General features: G+C 57.5%; 21 protein-coding genes. 18 read left to right on the top strand and 3 right to left on the bottom strand.

Annotated elements, in window-relative coordinates; all coding sequences use genetic code 11:
* The first annotated feature begins 11 nt into the window (after window positions 1-11).
* The 8 genes from GH663_RS14655 (at window position 12) to motD (ending at window position 9,940) form a co-directional block, all read left to right on the top strand.
* Window positions 12-1,934: a chemotaxis protein CheA gene (locus GH663_RS14655; RefSeq protein WP_211371162.1), complete on the top strand. Its 1,923-nt coding sequence runs from the start codon at window positions 12-14 to the stop codon at window positions 1,932-1,934.
* Window positions 1,935-2,111: 177 nt separating this feature from the next.
* Window positions 2,112-3,245 (top strand): flagellar biosynthesis protein FlhB, encoded by a 1,134-nt coding sequence (gene flhB, locus GH663_RS14650; protein ID WP_153132457.1) that lies wholly within the window; start codon window positions 2,112-2,114, stop codon window positions 3,243-3,245.
* Window positions 3,246-5,330 (top strand): flagellar biosynthesis protein FlhA, encoded by a 2,085-nt coding sequence (gene flhA / locus GH663_RS14645; protein ID WP_153132456.1) that lies wholly within the window; start codon window positions 3,246-3,248, stop codon window positions 5,328-5,330. It begins immediately after the preceding gene.
* Window positions 5,327-6,793, top strand: coding sequence for a flagellar biosynthesis GTPase FlhF (gene flhF, locus GH663_RS14640; RefSeq protein WP_153132455.1), 1,467 nt, complete (start codon window positions 5,327-5,329; stop codon window positions 6,791-6,793). Before flhA ends, flhF begins: the two co-directional genes overlap by 4 nt.
* The gene (locus GH663_RS14635) at window positions 6,786-7,673 is read left to right on the top strand and encodes a MinD/ParA family ATP-binding protein (RefSeq protein WP_153132454.1); all 888 of its coding nucleotides are present in this window, start codon (window positions 6,786-6,788) and stop codon (window positions 7,671-7,673) included. The genes flhF and GH663_RS14635 overlap by 8 nt, the downstream gene beginning before the upstream one ends.
* The gene (locus GH663_RS14630; RefSeq protein WP_153132453.1) at window positions 7,673-8,425 is read left to right on the top strand and encodes an RNA polymerase sigma factor FliA; all 753 of its coding nucleotides are present in this window, start codon (window positions 7,673-7,675) and stop codon (window positions 8,423-8,425) included. Before GH663_RS14635 ends, GH663_RS14630 begins: the two co-directional genes overlap by 1 nt.
* Window positions 8,418-9,158, top strand: a complete 741-nt coding sequence (locus GH663_RS14625) for a flagellar motor protein (protein WP_153132452.1) — start codon at window positions 8,418-8,420, stop codon at window positions 9,156-9,158. The genes GH663_RS14630 and GH663_RS14625 overlap by 8 nt, the downstream gene beginning before the upstream one ends.
* A complete protein-coding gene (gene motD, locus GH663_RS14620) occupies window positions 9,158-9,940 on the top strand; it encodes a flagellar motor protein MotD (protein WP_153132451.1) in 783 nt (260 codons plus the stop codon). The genes GH663_RS14625 and motD overlap by 1 nt, the downstream gene beginning before the upstream one ends.
* A 43-nt stretch (window positions 9,941-9,983) precedes the next feature.
* Here motD and GH663_RS14615 read toward each other — a convergent pair whose 3' ends face one another.
* The 3 genes from GH663_RS14615 to flgA form a co-directional block, all read right to left on the bottom strand.
* A complete protein-coding gene (locus GH663_RS14615; RefSeq protein WP_153132450.1) occupies window positions 9,984-10,448 on the bottom strand; it encodes a flagella synthesis protein FlgN in 465 nt (154 codons plus the stop codon).
* Complete coding sequence (flgM, locus tag GH663_RS14610) at window positions 10,448-10,732, bottom strand: flagellar biosynthesis anti-sigma factor FlgM (RefSeq protein WP_066884168.1); 285 nt, start codon at window positions 10,730-10,732, stop codon at window positions 10,448-10,450. The genes GH663_RS14615 and flgM overlap by 1 nt, the downstream gene beginning before the upstream one ends.
* Window positions 10,733-10,794: 62 nt before the next feature.
* A complete protein-coding gene (gene flgA, locus GH663_RS14605) occupies window positions 10,795-11,625 on the bottom strand; it encodes a flagellar basal body P-ring formation chaperone FlgA (protein ID WP_246181596.1) in 831 nt (276 codons plus the stop codon).
* A 16-nt stretch (window positions 11,626-11,641) separates the two neighbouring features.
* Between flgA and flgB the strand changes: the two genes are divergently transcribed.
* The 10 genes from flgB (at window position 11,642) to flgK (ending at window position 20,538) form a co-directional block, all read left to right on the top strand.
* The gene (gene flgB, locus GH663_RS14600; RefSeq protein WP_153132449.1) at window positions 11,642-12,049 is read left to right on the top strand and encodes a flagellar basal body rod protein FlgB; all 408 of its coding nucleotides are present in this window, start codon (window positions 11,642-11,644) and stop codon (window positions 12,047-12,049) included.
* A 10-nt stretch (window positions 12,050-12,059) separates the two neighbouring features.
* The gene (gene flgC, locus GH663_RS14595; protein ID WP_066884162.1) at window positions 12,060-12,473 is read left to right on the top strand and encodes a flagellar basal body rod protein FlgC; all 414 of its coding nucleotides are present in this window, start codon (window positions 12,060-12,062) and stop codon (window positions 12,471-12,473) included.
* 12 nt (window positions 12,474-12,485) lie between these two features.
* A complete protein-coding gene (locus GH663_RS14590; RefSeq protein ID WP_153132448.1) occupies window positions 12,486-13,160 on the top strand; it encodes a flagellar hook assembly protein FlgD in 675 nt (224 codons plus the stop codon).
* 15 nt (window positions 13,161-13,175) lie between these two features.
* Window positions 13,176-14,486, top strand: a complete 1,311-nt coding sequence (gene flgE / locus GH663_RS14585) for a flagellar hook protein FlgE (RefSeq protein ID WP_153132447.1) — start codon at window positions 13,176-13,178, stop codon at window positions 14,484-14,486.
* A 19-nt stretch (window positions 14,487-14,505) separates the two neighbouring features.
* A complete protein-coding gene (locus tag GH663_RS14580; protein ID WP_153132446.1) occupies window positions 14,506-15,249 on the top strand; it encodes a flagellar basal body rod protein FlgF in 744 nt (247 codons plus the stop codon).
* Window positions 15,250-15,262: 13 nt separating this feature from the next.
* Window positions 15,263-16,045, top strand: coding sequence for a flagellar basal-body rod protein FlgG (gene flgG / locus GH663_RS14575; protein ID WP_153132445.1), 783 nt, complete (start codon window positions 15,263-15,265; stop codon window positions 16,043-16,045).
* 9 nt (window positions 16,046-16,054) lie between these two features.
* Window positions 16,055-16,711, top strand: coding sequence for a flagellar basal body L-ring protein FlgH (locus GH663_RS14570; protein ID WP_153132444.1), 657 nt, complete (start codon window positions 16,055-16,057; stop codon window positions 16,709-16,711).
* Window positions 16,712-16,734: 23 nt separating this feature from the next.
* Window positions 16,735-17,829, top strand: a complete 1,095-nt coding sequence (locus GH663_RS14565) for a flagellar basal body P-ring protein FlgI (RefSeq protein WP_153132443.1) — start codon at window positions 16,735-16,737, stop codon at window positions 17,827-17,829.
* Between the two features lie 69 nt (window positions 17,830-17,898).
* Entirely contained in the window at window positions 17,899-18,810 is a 912-nt protein-coding gene (flgJ, locus tag GH663_RS14560) for a flagellar assembly peptidoglycan hydrolase FlgJ (protein ID WP_246181595.1), read from the top strand.
* Window positions 18,811-18,861: 51 nt separating this feature from the next.
* Window positions 18,862-20,538 carry a flagellar hook-associated protein FlgK gene (gene flgK / locus GH663_RS14555; RefSeq protein ID WP_170291432.1) on the top strand — a complete coding sequence of 559 codons (1,677 nt, stop codon included), beginning with the start codon at window positions 18,862-18,864 and terminating at the stop codon, window positions 20,536-20,538.
* The last annotated feature ends 4 nt before the right edge of the window (window positions 20,539-20,542 follow it).

Raw genomic sequence — 20,542 nt, 5'->3', positions numbered from 1 at the left:
GAGGGTCGAAAATGAGCGATTTTGGCGGAATGGAAGACCTTTTGCAGGATTTTCTGCAAGAAGCGCACGATTTGTTGTCGGATGTGGACAACAAGCTGGTTGATCTTGAGAAAATGCCGGATGATCGCAGCCTGTTGAACGATATCTTCCGCGGGTTTCACACCGTCAAGGGAGGGGCAGGCTTCCTCAATGCCACCGAACTGGTGACGCTCTGTCACTTGACGGAAAACCTCTTTGACCGTTTGCGTAACGGCGAACTGGAGCTGACTCCCGAGTTGATGGATGTCATCATGGCGGCCACCAAAGGGGTGCGTGACATGTTTGGCGAGTTGGGGCAGATGTGCCAGCCGCAGCCGGCCGATGCAGAGGTCATTGCTGCGCTCCAGGGGGCGCTCAATGGCGAGTTGCCTGGTGCTGAGCCGGTTCCTCCTGATGCTGTGGAAGTCCAGCCATCTGCCACGCCGCAAGCAGTTGCCGGCGAACCGGACTGGAATGCGTTGCATGCCGCTGTGACCGGCCAGCCTGCGCCGACGCAGGGTGAGGTGATTACCAAAGCCGAAACCGATGCGGCGACTCCACCTGCGACCAAGCCCGTCGCTGCAGATGCTGCTACGCAACTAACGCCGGCCGGGCAGGCGCCTGCGCCATCGCCGTTTGGCCGACGCACCACGGATCGTCCGGGGGGGCAGCCGACGTCTGCCCGGCGTTCGGAGGAGCGCGGTCGCGAAAATACGATTCGGGTGGATACTTCGCGCCTTGACCAGGTTCTGAACTTGTCTGGCGAAATTGGCCTGACAAAGAACCGCCTGACCAGTTTGCGTGCCGATATTCTTGCCGGTAAGAATGATTCCGAAACCCTGCATGCCCTTGATCAAGCAGTTAGCCAGCTGGATCTGCTGGTTTCGGACTTGCAGAACTCGGTGATGAAGACCCGGATGCAGCCAATTGGCCGCCTCTTCCAGAAATATCCGCGAATTGCTCGCGATCTGGCCCGTCAGTTGGGTAAAGATGTCGAGTTGGTGCTGGCTGGCGAAGAAACCGAGGTCGATAAGACCATGATCGAGGATCTGGCCGATCCGCTGATCCATTTGATTCGCAATGCCGTCGACCATGGGGTCGAAATGCCGGCTGAGCGTCAGGCGGCAGGCAAGCCAACGAAGAGTCTGGTTCGTCTCGAAGCGCGCCAAGAGGGCGATCATATCGTTCTGATCATCGCTGATGACGGCAAGGGCATGAGCGCGGAACGAATTCGTGCCAAGGCCATCGAGAAGGGCCTGATCTCAGAGGAAGAGGCCAATACGCTGGACGAACGGCAAAGTCTGAATCTGATTTTCCTGCCGGGCTTCTCTACCAAGTCGCAGATTTCCGATGTCTCGGGGCGCGGTGTCGGCATGGATGTGGTGAAGACTAATATTCAAAAGCTGAACGGCTCGATCGAAATACGCTCCGAACCCGGCAAAGGTTCGGTGTTCATTATCTCCCTGCCATTGACGCTGGCGATCCTGCCGGTGTTGTTGGTCTTGTTGGGAGATCAGCCGTTTGCGCTACCGTTGTCGCTGGTCCGAGAAATTTTGCCGATCGAGCAAAACCGGATTCAGGAGGTCGGCGGCAAGGAAACCTTGGTAGTGCGTGGTGAGGTGCTGCCGGTCATTACCTTGGCTCGCTTGCTTGGCTGGCCGTTGCAGCAGTCCCCTGAGTACGGCGTTTTCATGCAGACGGCGGAGCGCAGCTTCATTCTTGGGGTCGATAGCTTTGCTGGTCGTGACGATGCGGTGATCAAGTCGCTTGAAGACTTTAGGCCCAAGGGCGTGGCTGGGGTGACGACACTTTCCAATGGGCAAATTGTCTTGATTCTCGACATGAAAGAATTGTTGACCGATCTCGGTCAGCATTCCGATATCGGCTCCGGGTTGCGGGCGCTCGATTTCGCCTGATTCCCGTTTGCGGTCAACTACTTGAGAGGGGGCTTGCCCCCTCTTTTGCTTTCTAATGTTTACTCTTTTGTCATGTGTTTGCGGTTGGCATCTGAGAAACAAGCTAAATAAACACGCGTACCTATTTAATTTCCTTGGTTTTTCCTATAATAGCCGCACCTACACCCAAAGACGGCTATGGCGGAAGAGAGCGACCTCGATAAAACAGAAGAGCCTAGTGGTAGGCGAATCGAGCAGGCCCGCGAGCAGGGGCAGGTGCCCCATTCCCGTGAACTTGGCACGTTTCTGGTTTTGATGGTCGCGGGCGCCACATTCTGGATGATGGGGGGCTGGTTGACTGAGGGCGTCATCGCGATGGCCCGCAAGGGTCTTACCCCGGAAGTGCGGCATATGCATGAGCCGGCCTTGATGCTGCCGCGACTGGCTGATCTCTCGTTGGATGCAGTGCTCGTTTTTTCCCCATTGTTGGCTCTGTTGCTGCTGGCAGCAGTTTTGCCGCCTTTCTTCCTCAATGCCTGGGTGTTTTCAGTCAAGGCGCTGGTTCCTGATCTGGGGCGTCTCAGCCCGTTGACCGGGATTGCTCGCATGTTATCCTGGAACAGCCTGATGGAGCTAGGCAAGGCGGTACTCAAGGCGAGTTTGGTCGGGGGGATTGCCGCCATGCTGATCTGGAAAGAGCGCGACGAGATTTTCGGTTTGCTCGCGCAACCTCTGGACGCGGGTCTGGCGCACGCCGGCAATCTGATCAGCTATTCCTTCCTGATTCTGGTCGCGGCACTTGTTCTGGTGGTCGCCGCTGACGTCCCATTCCAGCTTTGGCAACACTTCCACAAATTGAAGATGACCAAGGAAGAGGTCAAGCAGGAAATGAAGGAAATGATGGGTGATCCACATGTCAAGGGACGCATCCGCAGCCTTCAGATGCAGGCTGCTCGCAAGCGGATGATGGCCGCAGTGCCGCAGGCAAGCGTGATCGTCACCAATCCGACCCATTTTGCTGTGGCTTTGTCCTACCAGGCCGGAATGGCTGCACCCAAAGTGGTGGCCAAGGGGCAGGGGGCGATCGCCCTGAAAATAAGGGAGGTCGGCGCGGAACATGCGGTGCCTCTGCTGGAGGCGCCGCCCTTGGCGCGAGCGCTATATAAACACGCCGAACTGGATGCCGAAATTCCCTCCGCCCTGTATAACGCAGTCGCGGAGGTTCTTGCTTATATCTACCAGCTTGCCAATTGGCGCCAGGTTGGTGGTGCCTACCCGGTGCAGCCGAGCAATTTGCCGGTGCCGCCTGAACTCGTGCCGGAGGCGCCGTAAATGGCTAGCTCTTCGCTCAGGATGCAGGATCTGTTTGGCCGTCTGAATGTGACGCAACTGGCTGCGCCGGTGCTGATCCTGATGATTCTGGCCATGATGGTTCTGCCATTGCCGGCCTTTGCACTGGATTTGCTGTTCACGTTCAATATTGCCATTTCGGTGCTGGTCCTGCTGGTTGCGGTGAACACCCAGAAAACCCTAGATTTCTCTGTATTTCCGACGGTGCTGCTGGTGACCACGCTGCTCCGTCTTTCGCTGAACGTGGCCTCGACGCGGATCGTCATGTTGCAAGGCCATACCGGGCCGGATGCGGCCGGCAAGGTGATCGAGGCCTTTGGTCACTTCCTGGTCGGTGGCAATTTCGCGGTTGGTATCATGGTGTTTCTGATTCTGACGGTCATCAACTTTGTCGTGATTACCAAAGGCGCCGGACGGGTTGCCGAGGTCTCGGCGCGCTTTACGCTCGATGCGATGCCCGGCAAGCAGATGGCGATCGACGCTGATTTGAATGCCGGCCTGATCGGTGAAGAGGATGCCCGCAAGCGTCGTTCCGATATCGCCCGTGAGGCCGAGTTTTTTGGCTCGATGGATGGTGCCTCGAAGTTCGTGCGTGGCGATGCCGTGGCCGGCATTGTCATCATGCTCTTGAACGTGGTCGGTGGTCTGGTGGTTGGAGTTGTTCAGCACAACATGGAATTCGCCTTGGCGGCCAAGAATTACACCCTGCTGACCATCGGCGATGGTCTGGTGGCGCAGATTCCGGGGCTGATCATCTCGATCGCCGCAGGTATGGTGGTGACCCGTGTCTCTGACGATCGCGATATCGGACAGCAGGTAGTGGGCCAGATGTTCAAGAATGGCCGGGCCATTGCGATTACGGCCGGAATCGTCGGTTTTCTTGGCCTGATTCCGGGGATGCCGAATCTGGTTTTCCTGGCGCTGGCATCGTTACTGGGCTGGTTTGCCTGGAAGATGCTGGAGAAGGAAAAACTGATCGTCGAAACTCCAGTCAAGGTCGCGCCAGCACCAGTTGTGGAAACCGTCGAGGCGACATGGAACGATGTTGCGCCGTTGGATGTGCTGGGTCTGGAAGTTGGTTACCGCCTGATTCCCTTGGTCGATAAGTCGCAGGATGGCGAGTTGTTGCGCCGCATCCGCGGGATTCGCAAGAAATTCGCGCAGGAGGTGGGGTTCCTCGTCTCGCCGGTCCATATTCGCGACAACCTCGAACTGAAGCCGAATGCCTACCGGATACTCCTCAAGGGCGTCGAGGTTGGTGCCGGGGAGGCTTATGCTGGCCAGTTCCTCGCCATCAATCCCGGGCGCGTTGCCGGGACGCTGAACGGTACTACGACGACGGACCCGGCCTTTGGTTTGCCGGCCACCTGGGTCGATGCCAGCCAGCGCGATCAAGCACAGGCTTATGGGTATACCGTGGTTGATGCGTCCACCGTGGTGGCTACCCATCTCAATCACCTGATTCTGACCCACGCTTCCGAATTGCTGGGCCGTCAGGAGGTCCAGCAGTTGCTCGAGCACTTGGCCAAGGAAATGCCCAAACTGGTCGAGGACCTGGTTCCCAAGGTGTTGCCGCTGGGTACCCTGCAAAAGGTTCTTCAGGGCCTGCTCGACGAAGGTGTCCATATCCGCGATATGCGGACCATCATTGAAACAGTGGCCGATCACGCGACCCGTACGCAAAATGCTGATGAACTGATCACGCAGGTTCGTAATGCGCTTGGTCGTGCCATCGTGCAGCAACTGTTCCCGGGGGCTGGCGAAATGCAGGTGATGTCCCTCGACCCGGCACTGGAGCGCCTGCTGGCGCAGGCCGTGGCCGGTGGTACGGGAAATACAAGTTTTGAGCCGGGCCTGGCTGATACCCTGGTCCGTGAAACCGCCGCCGCTTCCGAGCGCCAGGCAACGCTTGGTCTGCCGGCAGTATTGCTCGTGCCAGCCAGCCTGCGCCTGCTGCTCTCCCGCTTCCTGCGCCGCACCGTGCCTCAGTTGAAGGTGCTGGCCCATAACGAAGTTCCAGAAACACGAATTATCAAGGTGACCTCGATAATCGGAGGTAGAACATGAACGTCAGAAAATTCATCGCCGCCAATGCAAGGGATGCCTTGAGGAAAGTGAAGGAAACGCTCGGTAACGATGCGATCATTTTGTCCAATCGCGGGATTCCTGGCGGGGTCGAGATCATGGCTGTCGCCGCCCGCGATATGGCGATGATTGTCCCGACCCAGGTGGCCGATACGACGCCTCCCGATCGGCGACCGGCGATTGCGGAAGCTGATGACGATTACCGGGTTTCCCTGAGTTCGGCCCGTGCTCAGGCGGCTCAAGGCGTGCCGCCGCGCATTCAGCCGCAGTCGGCACCGATCGCGGCGCGGTCTGTCGCGCCGCCCGCCGCGCCGCGTCCGGCGGCAACGGTGAATGCTGCGATCCCGCGAACGGGGGGCTTGCGTAATCTGGAAATGGCACGTCCACAGCAGTCGTCCGCAGCATTTACCCCGCCACCGGTGCAAAAGTCGGCGCCGTCACCGGCGCCGCGCGTCCAGGCGCAAGCCAGTACGCCGCGGCGGACTGAGGCTGAAGTAGTGCCGATGGCGGTGATGGATGAGATTCGTTCCCTGCGCAAGATTGTCGAGCAACATCTGGCCGGCTTTGCCTGGGGCGAGGCGGCTCGATCCGAGCCGGTGAAGACAGATGTTTTGCGCCAAATGCTGGATGCTGGCTTTTCTCCGCAGTTTTCCCGCGACCTGCTGGCAGATTTGCCGATGGAGATGGATGGTCTGCAGGCAATGGCTTGGGTCAAGGGGGCGGCAGACCGCTCGTTGTTTACGATAGGCAACGAAAGTGACATCGTCGATCGTGGGGGGATCTACGCTCTGGTCGGTCCGACCGGTGTTGGCAAGACCACCACGACGGCCAAACTTGCCGCCCGTTGTGTTCTCCGCCATGGTCCAAGCAAGGTGGCGCTGGTTACTACCGACGGCTACCGGATTGGTGCGCACGAGCAACTGCGGATCTACGGTCGTATCCTCGGTGTTTCGGTTTACCTGGTTAAGGATGCCGCAGAACTCCGTCAGACCCTGGTCGAACTGCAGCATAAGCACATGGTTCTGATCGACACGATGGGGATGAGTCAGAAGGATAAGCTGGTTCCTGAACTGACTGACATGCTGGCCGGCTGTGATGTGCAGCGCTTGCTGCTGCTGTCCTCAACGTCGCGCGGCGACACCCTGGATGATGTGGTTCGGGCTTACGAAGGGGATAACCTCGCTGGTTGCATCCTGACCAAAATCGACGAGGCTGCCAGTCTGGCGACACCGCTTGACGTGATCATGCGCCATGGCTTGAGACTGCACTACGTTTCAAACGGGCAGCGCGTGCCGGAAGATCTGCATTTGCCAAATCGCGGTTATCTGTTGCATCGCGCCTTCAGGGATGTGCCGGAAAGTTCGCCACATAAATATGATGGTGTCGAACCTGGCCTGATGATGGCCAACGCCGGCATGATCGCGGCTGGAGCGCGCCGTGGCTGATTTTCGGGTTGACCAGGCGGCGGGCTTGCGTCGTCTCCTTGGTGGCGGGCAGTTGCAGGTCGTCACCTTCGTCGCGGGCTGTGAGGGCGTCGGGCGTAGTGTCGCAGTCGCCAATATTGGCGTGGCGCTTGCTCGTCTGGGCAAGGAGGTCTTGATCATCGACGAGCATAGCTCGCGTGACGATATTGCCTCCACGTTCGGTTTGCTGGCTCGCTACGACTTGTTGAACGTCGTTCAGCGTGAACTTGACCTGCCGCAAGTGCTGCTGCAGCCGATGAGTGGCTTGCGGATCTTGCCGGCGGCCAAGGCGGTCAAGACGCTCGGGCGTCTCTCGTTGCCGCAGCAGCAGACCTTGCTGGATGCGATGTCGGGCCTTGAAAGGCCGGTGGATGTGATCTTGGTCGATGCCAGCATGGCGCATCCACATGGTTTCTCGCCGTTTGGTCTGGCTTCCCAGGAGGCGGTCGTCGTCTTGTCCGGGAGCGGCGCCTCAATTACCGAAGCCTATTCGCTGATCAAGAAAGTCAGCCATGCGTTTGCCCGCAAGCACTTTCGGATCCTGGTGAATAAGGTTCGCAGCCAGCCTGATGCCCGGTCGATTTACGAGAACATCGCCCAGGTTGCCGCGCAGCGGGGTGTTGCCCGTTTGGACTACGCCGGTGCCATTCCGCTGGATGAATCGCTGCGTCAGTCGGCGCAGTTGTGTCGGCCGGTTCTTGTGCAAGCACCGGATTCACCCTCTGCTCATGCCTTCCGTGATATCGCTTCCGACTTGCTCTATTGGCAGCGCAGCGACAGCGAGGCCGGAGGTGTCGAGCAATTCATGCAGCAACTGCTACACTTGAGCCAACGTATAACCCCGAACGTACTCCGAGCCTGATGTATACCGCTGCCGGGCAGCCTGATAGGGATCAGTTGGTTCAGCGCTTCGTGCCGCTGGTGAAACGCATCGCCTACCATTTGATGGCCCGCTTGCCGGCCAGCGTTCAGTTCGAAGACCTGGTCCAGAATGGCATGCTCGGTTTGCTTGACGCGATGGATCGTTACGAGACCGGTTTCGGCGCTCAATTCGAAACCTACGCGACCCAGCGTATCCGTGGTGCCATGCTCGATGGCCTGCGGGAAAATGATTGGTTGCCGCGTAATCTACGCCGGGAATTGCGGCGGATTGAGGCGGCGATCAATCAGTTGGAGCATGAGCATGGCCGGGCCCCGTCGGAGCGCGAACTGGCTGAGGCGCTTGGCATGTCGCTGGCCGATTATCAGAAGACCCTGCACGATGCGCGCGGCCATCAACTGGTCTATTTCGATGATTTTGGCAGTGAAGGCGACGAGGATTTTCTTGAGCGCCATTTCACTGACAATAGTGCCGACCCGGCAAGCATATTCGAGGACAAGAACGTCAAGGAATTGCTGGTTAAGGCGATTGGTCGCTTGCCCGAGCGGGAAAAGCTGATGATGGCCCTGTATTACGAGCAGGAGCTTAATCTGCGGGAAATCGGCGAAGTGATGGGGGTTACTGAATCCCGTGTCTGCCAGTTGCACAGTCAGGCAATAGCGCGTCTGCGCAGTCAGTTGGTTGGTGATGTGTCGCTTGCCAAGAAGCGAGGCAAGGAGAAAACCGGTGGATAAGATCAGTTTGGCCGGTCTGGCAATCGGTCTGGTTGCTATTGTCGGTGGCCAAGTGCTGGAAGGTGGTCATGTCAGCTCCCTGGTGCAGCCGACCGCCTTGTTGATTGTCTGTGGCGGTACGCTGGGGGCGGTGCTGCTACAAAGTCCGTTGCATATTTTCAAGCGTGGCGTGTGGATGGCGAAGTGGGTTTGGGCGCCGCCGGTAATTGAACAGAAGCGCATGATCGACCAGATTCTCAACTGGAGTCAGTTATCTCGCCGTGAAGGGCTGCTGGCGCTGGAGAACTATATTCCCGGCATCAAGGATGAATTCACCAAGAAAGGCCTGCAGTTGCTGGTTGATGGCGCCGATCCCGAGCGTATTCGTGAACTGCTTGAGGTCGAGATCAATACCTTTGAGGACGAATGGCGGCAATCAGCCAAGATCTGGGAGTCGGCAGGCGGGTATTCGCCAACGATCGGCATTCTGGGGGCGGTCATGGGCTTGATCCACGTGATGGAAAATCTCTCGGACCCGACCAAGCTCGGTTCCGGTATTGCCGTTGCGTTCGTTGCGACGATCTATGGTGTTGGTTTGGCCAACCTGATTTATCTGCCGATTGCCGGCAAGCTGAAGTACTACATCATGCGCATGGTCGCCTCCAGGGAGATGCTGATCGACGGTTTGGTGGGTATCGCCGTCGGAGACAATCCGCGAATCATTGAAGGCCGCCTCAAGGGCTACCTGCTGTAATGGCCCGCAAGCGTCGCGAGGAGGAGCACGAGAACCACGAACGCTGGCTCGTCTCCTACGCTGATTTCATCACCCTGCTTTTTGCTTTTTTTGTCGTGATGTACGCCATTTCGTCAGTCAACGAAGGCAAGTACAAGGTGCTATCCAATTCGCTGACTAATGCCTTCCGGAATGTGACTGGTCAGCCCGAAGGGCAGCCGATTGCTGTCATTCAAGGAGTGCCGCCGACCTCGCCGCGGCCGATCGCCAAGCCGGACAAGTTGCCTGATCAGAAGAAGCTGGAGCAGCGCCGGAAAATGAAAAACGTTGCCGGCAAACTCATGGAGGCCTTGCAGCCGCTGGTGGCGCAGGGGAAAGTTCGGTTGCTCGAAACCAGTCGGGGCGTCACGATTGAAATCAACGATAGCATTCTGTTCCCGGCCGGTCAGGCCAAGCTGCAGCCGGCATCAATTAATGCCATGCTGGCCATTGCGCAGGTCTTGGCGGCCTCGGATTTTCCGATCACCATCGAAGGTCATACCGATAACGTGCCGATCGCAACCCCGCAATTCCCGTCGAATTGGGAATTGTCTGCGATGCGGGCAACGACCGTACTGCGCCTGTTCAATGATGGTGGTGTCGGTGCGGAGCGACTGACCGCCATCGGCTATGGCGAGACGCGTCCCGTCGAAACCAATGTGACAGCCGAAGGCCGTGCGCGCAATCGACGGGTCAGCATCCTGATCGATTCAAATCGTCCGGAAGAGCCGACGGAAATTCAGGAAGGGCGGGGCAATCAATGAGCACAAGGCAAGGCTACGCCAGCCTTGCTGTCAGGCAACGTGCTCAGGCTGAGTCGACGATACGGCTACCTGAAGTTGACGAGGTTTGCCCGTCGCTGCCGTAAAGCGTGTTCTTCTGAAATTGCTGGGTTAGTGCAGCCAGCAACTCCCCGGTTTGATGCAGGTGCATCTTGATCAGTTGGCCGTTGAGTTCGTGCAACTGCTTGGCTTCGCGAGCCAAATCCATCAGATTTTTCCAGCCAGCGGCGATGCTTTTCTGCTCGGGGTTGGCGGCCAGCCAGCGCGTCATTGCTGAACGGGCATTCTCCCCCGCGTCGGCGCCAAGTGCCGCGCCGCGCTCCTGCTCGATAGCATTCAGCGCTTCGACCAAGCGGAGCTTTTGTTCGCTGATGGCCGGCAAGGCACTCGCATCCGCTCGTTTCAGCGCATCCTGCTCAAGCTTCAGCAATGCGATGAACTCGGTTAGCTGAGCGGTTTCCCGGGCAGCAATCGCGGCCAGCTTATGCATCAGGCTTCACGTTTGCTGCTGGAGTTGACCAGGTCGCGTGCCGATTCGATCAGCCGGTCGGCAATGGCCTCCGGATTGATTTTGAAACGCCCCTCGGAGATGGCCTGCTTGATTTCCTGAATTTTTGCCGTGTTGACCGGCGGCTTCTCGCTGCTTTGCAGGCTGCCGGCCAGTTGGCTGAGGCTGACCGCCTCTTGCGCCGAGCCAGTGCTGGCGGCAGGGGTTGCCGTCTGACGCTGCGTTACGGGCGGTGTCGTAGGTATATATGAACTGTCGATTTTCATTTTGATCTCGCAATACTTTAGAACTCAATCCGGATAACGACCAATTTAGCTGAAACTTTAGCTTAAAAAGAAATTTCTATGCTGCCGTCGCTTTTAGCGATACCGCTGACGGTCTGTCCGGATGGCATGCGGATTTGGGCAATCTGTCCTTCGCTGGCGTTGGAAAGAGCCCTGCCTTCACTGCTGACGGCGAATCCCGAGCCTTTTGAGAGCACACGAACGGTCTGTCCCTGGCGAATGACCATCGGTGCGAGCAGTTGATTGTCGCGGAGGGGTTGCCCTGCGCCTAGCGAGTTACGCAAGGTTTTACCGATGGCGAGGGCCGGGTCGGCAACAACACCGGCGGGTAGCGTACTCAAGTCGCCCGCACTGCTGACCAGGTCTCCCGGCTGGATAACTTGGCCGGCCGCCAGAGCACGGGCGGTGCTGACGTAATTGCCAGTGACCGAGATTTGGACGGGGACCAGCACACTCCAGATGTTGGGGCCGAGACAGCGGACGCCGACGTGTGTCTTGCCGATCATACGCGTGCCCGGGGGCGAAAACGCCTCATGGGCAGTACATGGCGGCAATCTGCTGGCGCCAAGCTTGCCCATTGCGATCGTTACCTTGCCAGGCGAGCCTTGTGTTTGGGCGCGAACATAGCGCTCGGCAGTGTCCATGACCGGGTCAAATTCGACGCCAAGCAGGGGGGGCGCGATGGCAAGCAGCAGGGCAAAGAGAAGGCTTCTGGAGGGCATTTCGACATTTTGCCCGACGCTGCTCGGGCATGGGGCAATTAATTGCCTGGCAATGGCGGCAAGTTTTGCCGAATGGACATCAAGCCATTGCCGGATTTTGCCGATTATCAGGCATTTTAGAGTGGCATGAAGTCTGCTTTTAAAGGTCAGCATTCTTTGGGAGTCCGGCATGAGTAGTCTTGAACAACACCTTTCGGTTTATAGCCAGGCGATGAACCTGCGTACGCAACGTCATCAGGTACTGGCGTCGAATATCGCGAATGCCGATACCCCCAATTACAAGGCTCGCGACTTCAGTTTCGACAAGGCCATGCAGAACGCCATGGCCGGTCGTGGCAACGGCAGCATTGCCCTGGCGACAACTGCATCGGGCCATCAGAGGGGCAGTGGTATGGCTGGTGGGGCGACCCTGCAGTTCAGGACCGAAACCCAATCGGCGGCAGATGGCAACACGGTCGATATGGACGTCGAGCGCTCCCAGATTGCTGAAAACGCCCTGCAGTACCAGATCGTCAGCCAGTTTATTAGTGACAAGCTCAAGGGTATTCGTAGTGCCCTGGCGAATACTTCGAGCTAAGGAGTCTTAAATGAGTCTCTTCAATGTTTTCAAGGTTTCTTCCAGCGCCATGACGGCGCAGTCGATGCGCCTGAATACAACCGCTTCCAACTTGGCCAATGCCGATAGCGTCATTTCGGCCGACGGCAAGCCTTACCGGGCTAAACAGGTCGTTTTCGAGGCGACGCCGATGGGCAATGTGGGCGAGAGTTCAAAAGGTGTTCGTGTGCGCCAGATCGTCGAGGATGCCTCGCCGCCGCGCATGGTCTATGACCCCAAGAACCCGGCTGCAGATGAAAAGGGCTACGTCGCGTTTTCAAACGTCAACGTGGTCGAGGAAATGACCAACATGATTTCTGCTTCGCGTTCCTACCAGACAAACGTCGAAGTGATGAATACCGCCAAGACCATGATGCTGCGTACCTTGAGCATTGGCCAAAACTAACCGGAGATTCGAATGAGCACAGTGAGTTCAACCAAAGCGAATGCTGATGTTATTGCGGCACTGAATGGCACAAACAGCAAATCTTCCACGAACAAAGCCCAGGATCTGCAGAACAGTTTTCTGACCATGCTGACTACCCAGTTGCAGAACCAGGATCCGCTGAATCCGATGGACAACGCCCAGATGACCTCGCAACTGGCTCAGATCAGTACGCTGGAAGGAATTCAGGGGCTGAATACCACGCTGACCCAACTGCTTTCTTCGTATAACACCTCCCAGGCGCTGCAGGCCGCCGGCGCTATTGGTTCGCAAGTACTGACCGAAGGCTCGAACCTGGTCCTCTCCAAGGGGGTAACCCAAGGTGGTGTCAGCCTCGGCAGTGCTGCCGACAAGGTCACCGTCACCATCAAGAACGCTGCCGGCGCCGTGGTGCAGACCCAGGACCTGGGCAAGCAGTCGGCGGGTATCGTCGCCTTCGCGTGGGATGGCAAGAACGCCAGCGGTACACAGCTTGCCGATGGCAAATACACCTTCTCGATTGAGGCCAGCAAGGCAGGAACCAAGGTCACCGCCACGCCGATTCAGGTTGGCACGGTATCTGCTGTCGTTAAGAACGGATCGAGTTTCGAACTGGAATTGAATTCAGGCGAAACGGTGGCATTCAATGACGTTCTGCAATTCATGTAATTCCGGGAGACTGTAATGGCATTCCAACAAGGGCTGAGTGGCCTCAACGCTTCATCCAGGGCGCTGGATGTGACCAGCAACAATATTGCTAACGCAAGTACCGTCGGCTTTAAGGGGGCATCCACACATTTTGCGGATGTTTACGCCGCCTCGCTGTCGGGTAGTGGTGCTTCGCAAGTCGGGATCGGTACTTCCGCGGCGGCCATCGTCCAGCAGTACACGCAGGGCAATATTACGACCACCAGCAACTCGATGGATGTCGCGATCAACGGCTCGGGCTTCTATCGGCTAACTCAGGATGGTGCCGTCACCTACTCAAGAAACGGCCAGTTTCACGTCGATTCGAACGGCTTCATCGTCAATGACTCGCAGGATAACCTGACCGGCTATATGGCCGATGCTTCCGGGAAGATCACGCCGACGACGCCGACTGCGCTGCAGATCTCGACGGCGAGCATTCCGCCCAAGGTCACCGGCTCGACATCGGATGGCGTAACGGCTGGGCTGCAACTCGATTCGACTGAATCAGTCAAAACATGGGTGAACCCGGCAACAGCAACTACCGCACCCGATACGAATAGCTATAACTATTCAACCGCTCTGACTATCTACGATACCTTGGGTAATCCTCATACCCTGACAATGTATTTCGTTAAGCTGGATCCTGTGGCTAACCCACCGGCCACTGCTGGAAATAGTGTGTGGGATGTCCGCTATCAAGTGGATGGGACAAATCAGAGCGCCCATGGCATTCCACCGACTCGCCTCGAGTTCGACACCAATGGCAAGATTGTGTCTCCTACGACGGCAACGCCGACCAACGTCAGTGTCAATCTTAACGCGGTGATGACCGCCAATGGCCAGACAAATAGTGCAACTTCTCCGTTGGCGTTCACCATCAATTTTGGTGAATGTACCCAATACGGCAGTGATTTCAGTGTCGACAAGCTGACCCAGGACGGTTATGCCTCCGGCAACCTGTCAGGCCTTTCCATTGGACCGGACGGTGTCGTCCAGGGCAACTACAGCAATGGCCAGACCAAGAATATGGCCCAGATCGTTCTGGCTAACTTCATCAATCCCAATGGTTTGATGGCCATCGGCAACAACGCCTGGATCGAGACCGCCGCTTCTGGCCAGCCGATGGTGGGAACGCCTGATACCGGGACACTCGGCGTCCTGCAGTCGGGTGCGGTGGAAGAGTCCAACGTTGACCTGACCGGCGAATTGGTCGCGATGATCGTTCAGCAACGTAATTACCAGGCAAATGCACAGTCGATCAAGACCCAGGATCAGATCATGCAGACCCTGGTCAATATCCGCTAAGCCGCACGGAGCTGATTGAATGGATCGTCTGATCTACACCGCGATGACCGGCGCCAAGCATGTTTTCATGCAACAGGCCGGGACGGCGAACAACCTTGCCAATGCCAGCACCATCGGCTTCAAGTCGCAGGAGCATCGCTTCCGCGCCGTGCCGATCCAGGGTGAAGGTATGCCGACGCGGGCGTTCGTGGTCGATGCTTCGGTCAGTGATGTGATGGATCAGGGCCCCTTGATGTTTACCGGGCGCAACTTGGATGTTGCGGTCAATGGCAAAGGCTGGCTCGCGGTTCAGTTGCCCGATGGCAGCGAAGCCTATACACGGGCCGGTAGCCTGGATGTGGATGTGACCGGTCAACTGCAAACCAAGGGCGGCTATGCCGTGGCTGGCGATGGCGGGCCAATCAATATCCCGCCCGACAATAATATTGAAATCGCACCGGACGGTACGGTATCGATTGTTCCGACTTTCGGTACGCCGAATATTTCCAATGCCATTGGTCGGGTCAAGCTGGTCAATCCGCCGGAGGCCGACATGGTGCGCGGTGCCGATGGCCTGTTCCGAATGCGTAATGGCCAGCCAGCGCCGGCCGATGAGCGGGTCAAGCTGACCTCGGGTACGTTGGAAGGCAGTAATGTGAATGTGACGGATGCCATGGTCAATCTGATCAGTCTTTCCCGTCAGTTTGAAATGCAAGTGAAGATGTTGCAGACAGCCGATACCAATGCCCAGCGGGCAGATCAGCTGCTCTCCATGAGTTCCTGATAGGACCTGAATCATGATCCGTTCCCTGTGGATTGCCCGTACCGGCCTCGATGCCCAGCAAACTCAGCTGGATGTCATTTCCAATAATCTGGCCAACGTCAGCACCAATGGCTTCAAGCGCGGGCGCGCTGTCTTTGAGGATCTGCTCTATCAGACCCTGCGTCAGCCCGGTGCGCAGTCATCGCAGCAGACGCAGATTCCGACCGGCTTGCAGTTGGGAACAGGGGTTCGGCCGGTGTCGACTGCCCGGATCTTCACCCAGGGTAACCTGCAGAAGACCGATGGAACGCTGGATATCGCGGTTCAGGGCAACGGCTTTTTCCAGGTGCTGCTGCCCGATGGGACAACCGCCTATACCCGTGATGGCGCCTTCCAGAAGGATAACCAGGGGCAGATCGTCACCTCCGATGGCTATCCGCTACAGCCCAATATCACCATCCCGGCCGATGCCCTGTCGGTCACCGTCGGGACCGATGGCACTGTTTCCATCACGCAGGCTGGCAACGCTGCGACGACCCAGATCGGTAGCATCCAGCTTGCCACCTTCATCAATTCGGGCGGTCTGCTGAGCATCGGGCAGAACCTGTTTCAGGAGACCGCGGCGAGCGGCACACCGACGCCGAATACCCCGGGTACCAATGGTGCCGGCGCCGTCAATCAGGGCTATGTCGAAACCTCCAACGTCAATGTGGCGGAGGAATTGGTGACGATGATTCAGACCCAGCGCGCCTATGAACTCAACTCCAAGGTCGTATCGACATCGGATGCCATGTTGGGGCGCCTGACCCAGTTGTGAGGTAATGCCATGAAACGCATTCTTTTGATCGCCATGCTGGCTATTGCCGGATGCACGACCGTGCCGCCGACCAATGTGCATCAGCCGATGACGGCGAGGCCGACGCCACGTTTCGATATGGCCAGCGGCAACGGCTCGATCTATCAGGTCGGCTACAGCCGGCCGCTGTTCGAAGACCGGCGCGCCCGCTTTGTCGGCGATACGATTACCGTCAAGATTACCGAAAGCACGACGGCTTCCGCCAAGTCCAACAGCAAACTGGACAAGTCGAACACCTCGAAGGCCTCGGTTTCCGCACTGAGCGGCTTGCCCGGCAAGGGCCTGCTTGGCCTCGACCTCGATGCATCGAGTTCCAATGCCTTCAGCGGTAAGGGTGAGGCGGCCAACAACAATGTCTTTACCGGCAATATCACGGTGACGGTGATCGATGTGATGCCCAACGGCAACCTGTTGGTGTCGGGCGAGAAGCAACTGGCGATTGGTCATGAGCAGGAGTTCGTCCGGATTTCCGGGGTCATCAACCCGAGCTTTGTCGATGCCTTCAACACAATCGAGTCTTCCAAGGTCGCCGATGCCCGGATCGAGTACAAATCGGCTGGCCAGATCAGCGAGGGGCAGATCATGGGCTGGCTGGCACGTTTCTTCCTTAATGTGATGCCGTTCTAGGGAAATTCTCGCGGAGGCGCATCATGAAGACGAATAGCGGCAAGGTATACCGGCAGGCGGCAATTGTGGCCGCTTGTCTGTTGCCGCTCTGGAGCCAGCCGGTGCTTGCCGAGCGGATCAAGGACCTGGCCAGTATTCAAGGGGTGCGTAACAACCAGTTGATCGGCTACGGCATTGTGGTCGGTCTCGACAATACCGGCGACCAGACGACGCAAACACCCTTTACCACGCAGGCGATCGGCAACATGCTATCGCAGATGGGGGTCAATCTGACCCAGGAGCAGGCGCAGAAGCTCCAGCTGAAGAATGTCGCAGCGGTGATGATTACCGCCAATATGCCGGCCTTTTCCAAGCCCGGTCAGCCGATCGACGTGACCGTCTCTTCGATGGGTAACGCCAAAAGCCTGCGCGGCGGTACCTTGCTGATGACTCAGCTGAAGGGGGCTGACGGCCAGGTCTATGCCATTGCCCAGGGCAATGTGCTGGTCGGCGGCGTGGGGGCTTCTTCCGGCGGCTCCAAGGTTACGGTCAACCATCTTTCTGCGGGCAGAATCCCCAGTGGAGCAACGGTCGAGCGTGCGGTGCCATCGGGCTTGGGCCAAGGCGGCTTTGTCTATTACGAACTGTCCAGCACCGATTTCGGTACCGCCCAGAATGTCGTCGACGCCATCAATAAAAGCATGGGGCCGGGCACGGCGCAGGCGGTCGATGGGCGACGGATCGCGGTGCGCGCACCGGAGGATGTCGATGCCCGGGTTTCCTTCCTGGGAAGGATCGATAATCTCGATGTCAAGCCGGTCGTCGGTTTGGCCAAGGTGATTGTGAATCCGCGTACCGGTTCGGTGGTGATGAACCAGAAAGTGACCTTGGAAGCCTGCGCGGTCGCCCATGGCAGCCTTTCCGTCGTGGTCGATGCCGCACAACCCCAACTTGGCCAAGGCGCCGATATCCAGGTCAAGCAGGATAATGGCAGCCTGATGAACGTCAAGGCAGGCGCCAATCTGGCGGATGTGGTCAAGGCATTGAATGCGCTGGGCGCCAACCCGCTCGACCTCCTGGCCATCCTGCAGGCCATGAAGGCAGCCGGCGCTTTGCGTGCCGACCTTGAAATTATCTGATCCGCAATGTCAGTCAAGATTCAGGACAGCCCCAGCCGGGCAGCATTTGACGTCAAGTCCGCGCAGGACTTGCGCAGCCAGTTTCAGAAAGATCCGCAGCAGGGGCTGAAGGCGGCTGCCCAACAGTTCGAGACCTTGTTTCTGCAACAGGTCATTAAGAGCATGCGCGACGCGACGCCGCAGGATGGCTTGCTCAATAGCGATCAGTCCCGCTTTTATACGGGCTTGCTGGATCAGCAGATGGCCCAGAATATTGCCGGGAGCGGCAAGGGTATTGGTTTCGCCCGTTTGATCGAGCAGCAACTTGGCCGCAATCTGGTCGGTGCCGACGCGCAGGCTGGTTTGAATGCACCGGCAAATGCTGCCGGCAGTGCCTTGCCGCTGATCGCTGCCGATGCCCGGCATCTGCAATACACGCCGGTGCCAAGCGCTTTGCCAACATCGGCGGCGTATGCCAGCGTTGCCTCTTCGACCAACTCCGGCGCGGCTTCCGGCAATACCGAGGCGCCGACTTCATCGAAGGAGTTCGTCAATCGCATCTGGCCGCAGGCGGTCGAAGCCTCGCGGTCGACCGGTATTCCACCCCAGTTTCTGGTCGGTCATGCCGCATTGGAGAGCGGCTGGGGGCGTAGTGAAATTCGCAAGAGCGATGGCTCATCGAGCTACAACCTGTTCGGGATCAAGGCCGGTAAAAGCTGGAATGGCGCAACGGTGGACGCGACAACCACAGAATATGTCGATGGTCAGGCGCAGCAGAGCGTCGAACGATTCCGTGCCTATTCGTCGTATGACGAGGCCTTCCGCGACTATGCATCCCTGTTGCGCAGCAATCCGCGTTACAGCGGTGTGATCGGCTCTCAGGATGGCGCGGAGTTTGCTAAAGGTTTACAGCGGGCCGGTTATGCAACCGACCCAAGCTACGCCGACAAGTTGAACAAAATCATCAATGGTCCCAGTTTGCGCATGGCGCTGGTCGGCTAAAGAATCAAGTTAATCCCGTTTGTGCCGTTAACAAACGGGAAGGAGATGGAAATGGGAAGCGGCTTAATCAGCATTGCAATGACTGGCATCAACGCGGCGCAAACAGGCCTGCTGACGACCAGCAACAACATCGCGAATATGAGCGCCGAAGGGTACACGCGGCAGCGTATCGTTCAGGCCTCGAATCCGACGGTCATGACCGGGGCAGGCGGTATCGGTCAGGGCACGCATGTCGTGACGGTTGAGCGCATGTATAACCAAGCGCTGAACAAGCAGGTCTTGAGCGCTCAGACCAGCGTCAGTTCGCTGGATACCTACTACTCCCAGATTTCCCAGATCGACAACATGCTGGCCGACAAGGACGCCGGGATTACGCCGTTGATGCAGCAGTTTTTCAATGGTATTCAGTCGGTAGTCAGTACCCCATCGCTGATTTCGTCACGCCAATCGATGATTTCTGCGGCGGAGACCATGGTTACCGGTTTTCAAAGCATGTACAGCCGGCTGGCTGAACTTGAGGCCGGCGTCAATTCGCAGATCAGCAGTACAGTCGAGTCGATCAATAGCTACACCAAGGAAATTGCCGGCTTGAACCAACGGATCATCTCGGCTAGCGCGTTGAATGGGCAACCGGCCAACGATTTGCTCGACAAGCGCGATGAGCTGGTTTCCAAACTAAATGAGTTGGTCAAGGTAACGACGACCACGGATACCAACGGAAGCTATAACGTGTTTGTCGGTTCCGGGCAGCAACTCGTCATTGGCACGCGCGTCACCGAAATGGTTGCGCTCAACTCTTCGGCAGACCAGTCCCGTATCGTTGTCGGTCTGAAAGGTGCCACGGGCAACGTTCAGGAACTGCCTGAATCCCTGGTTACCGGTGGCCAACTTGGCGGGTTGCTCAGCTTTCGTACCGAGGCACTGGATACGGCCTTCAATCAACTGGGTTTGATGGCAACTTCGCTGGCCCTGACTTTCAATGCCCAGCACGACCAGGGCCTGGATCTGGATGGGAACGCACCAGCCAATGATTTCTTCTCGATCAGCGATCCTACCGTGATCGGGAAATCGACTAATTCAGGCACGCTCAGCGCCACATGGGTCACACCGCCGCCGAACAACGGGACCAATTTTTATACCAATGTAACGGCGAGTGATTATCAACTGTCCTATGACGGCACGAATTACACGCTCAAGCGCTTGTCCGATAACCAGTCATGGGTCGATAGTTCATTTGCCAACATCAATACCCAGGCCCAAACGCAGGGATTCTCTTTATCAGGGGCTCCGGCCTCCGGAGATAGCTTTACGATCCAGCCAACCAAGGATATTGCCCGACTTTTTTCCGTCAATGCGACCATTGCGGCAAATCCAAAAGGCATCGCCGCCGCTTCGGTTGGTGGATCTACAGGTGCAGAGGATGGCAGTAATGCCCTGAAGCTTGGGAATCTGCAAATTCAAAACACCACCTCGGGCGGCAAGGCCACTTTTCAGGATAACTATGCTGCCTTCGTTAACGACATCGGTAACAAGACCGCATCAGCTGAAATTTCCTCAGAGGCCCAAACAGCCTTGTATAAACAGGCCTATTCGGCAAAAGAGGCGGTCTCCGGCGTCAATCGCGATGAAGAGGCAGCAAAGCTCATTGAGTATCAGCAGGCCTATCAGGCATCTGCCAAGGTGCTCGAAATTGCATCCAGTCTGTTCGATACCTTGCTTGCTCTCTGACAGG

It is taken from the genome of Dechloromonas hortensis, assembly GCF_009469765.1.
GTDB classification, from domain to species: domain Bacteria; phylum Pseudomonadota; class Gammaproteobacteria; order Burkholderiales; family Rhodocyclaceae; genus Azonexus; species Azonexus hortensis.
The sequence above is the reverse complement of the archived record's forward strand: the minus strand, read 5'-3'. Positions and strand labels throughout refer to the sequence as shown.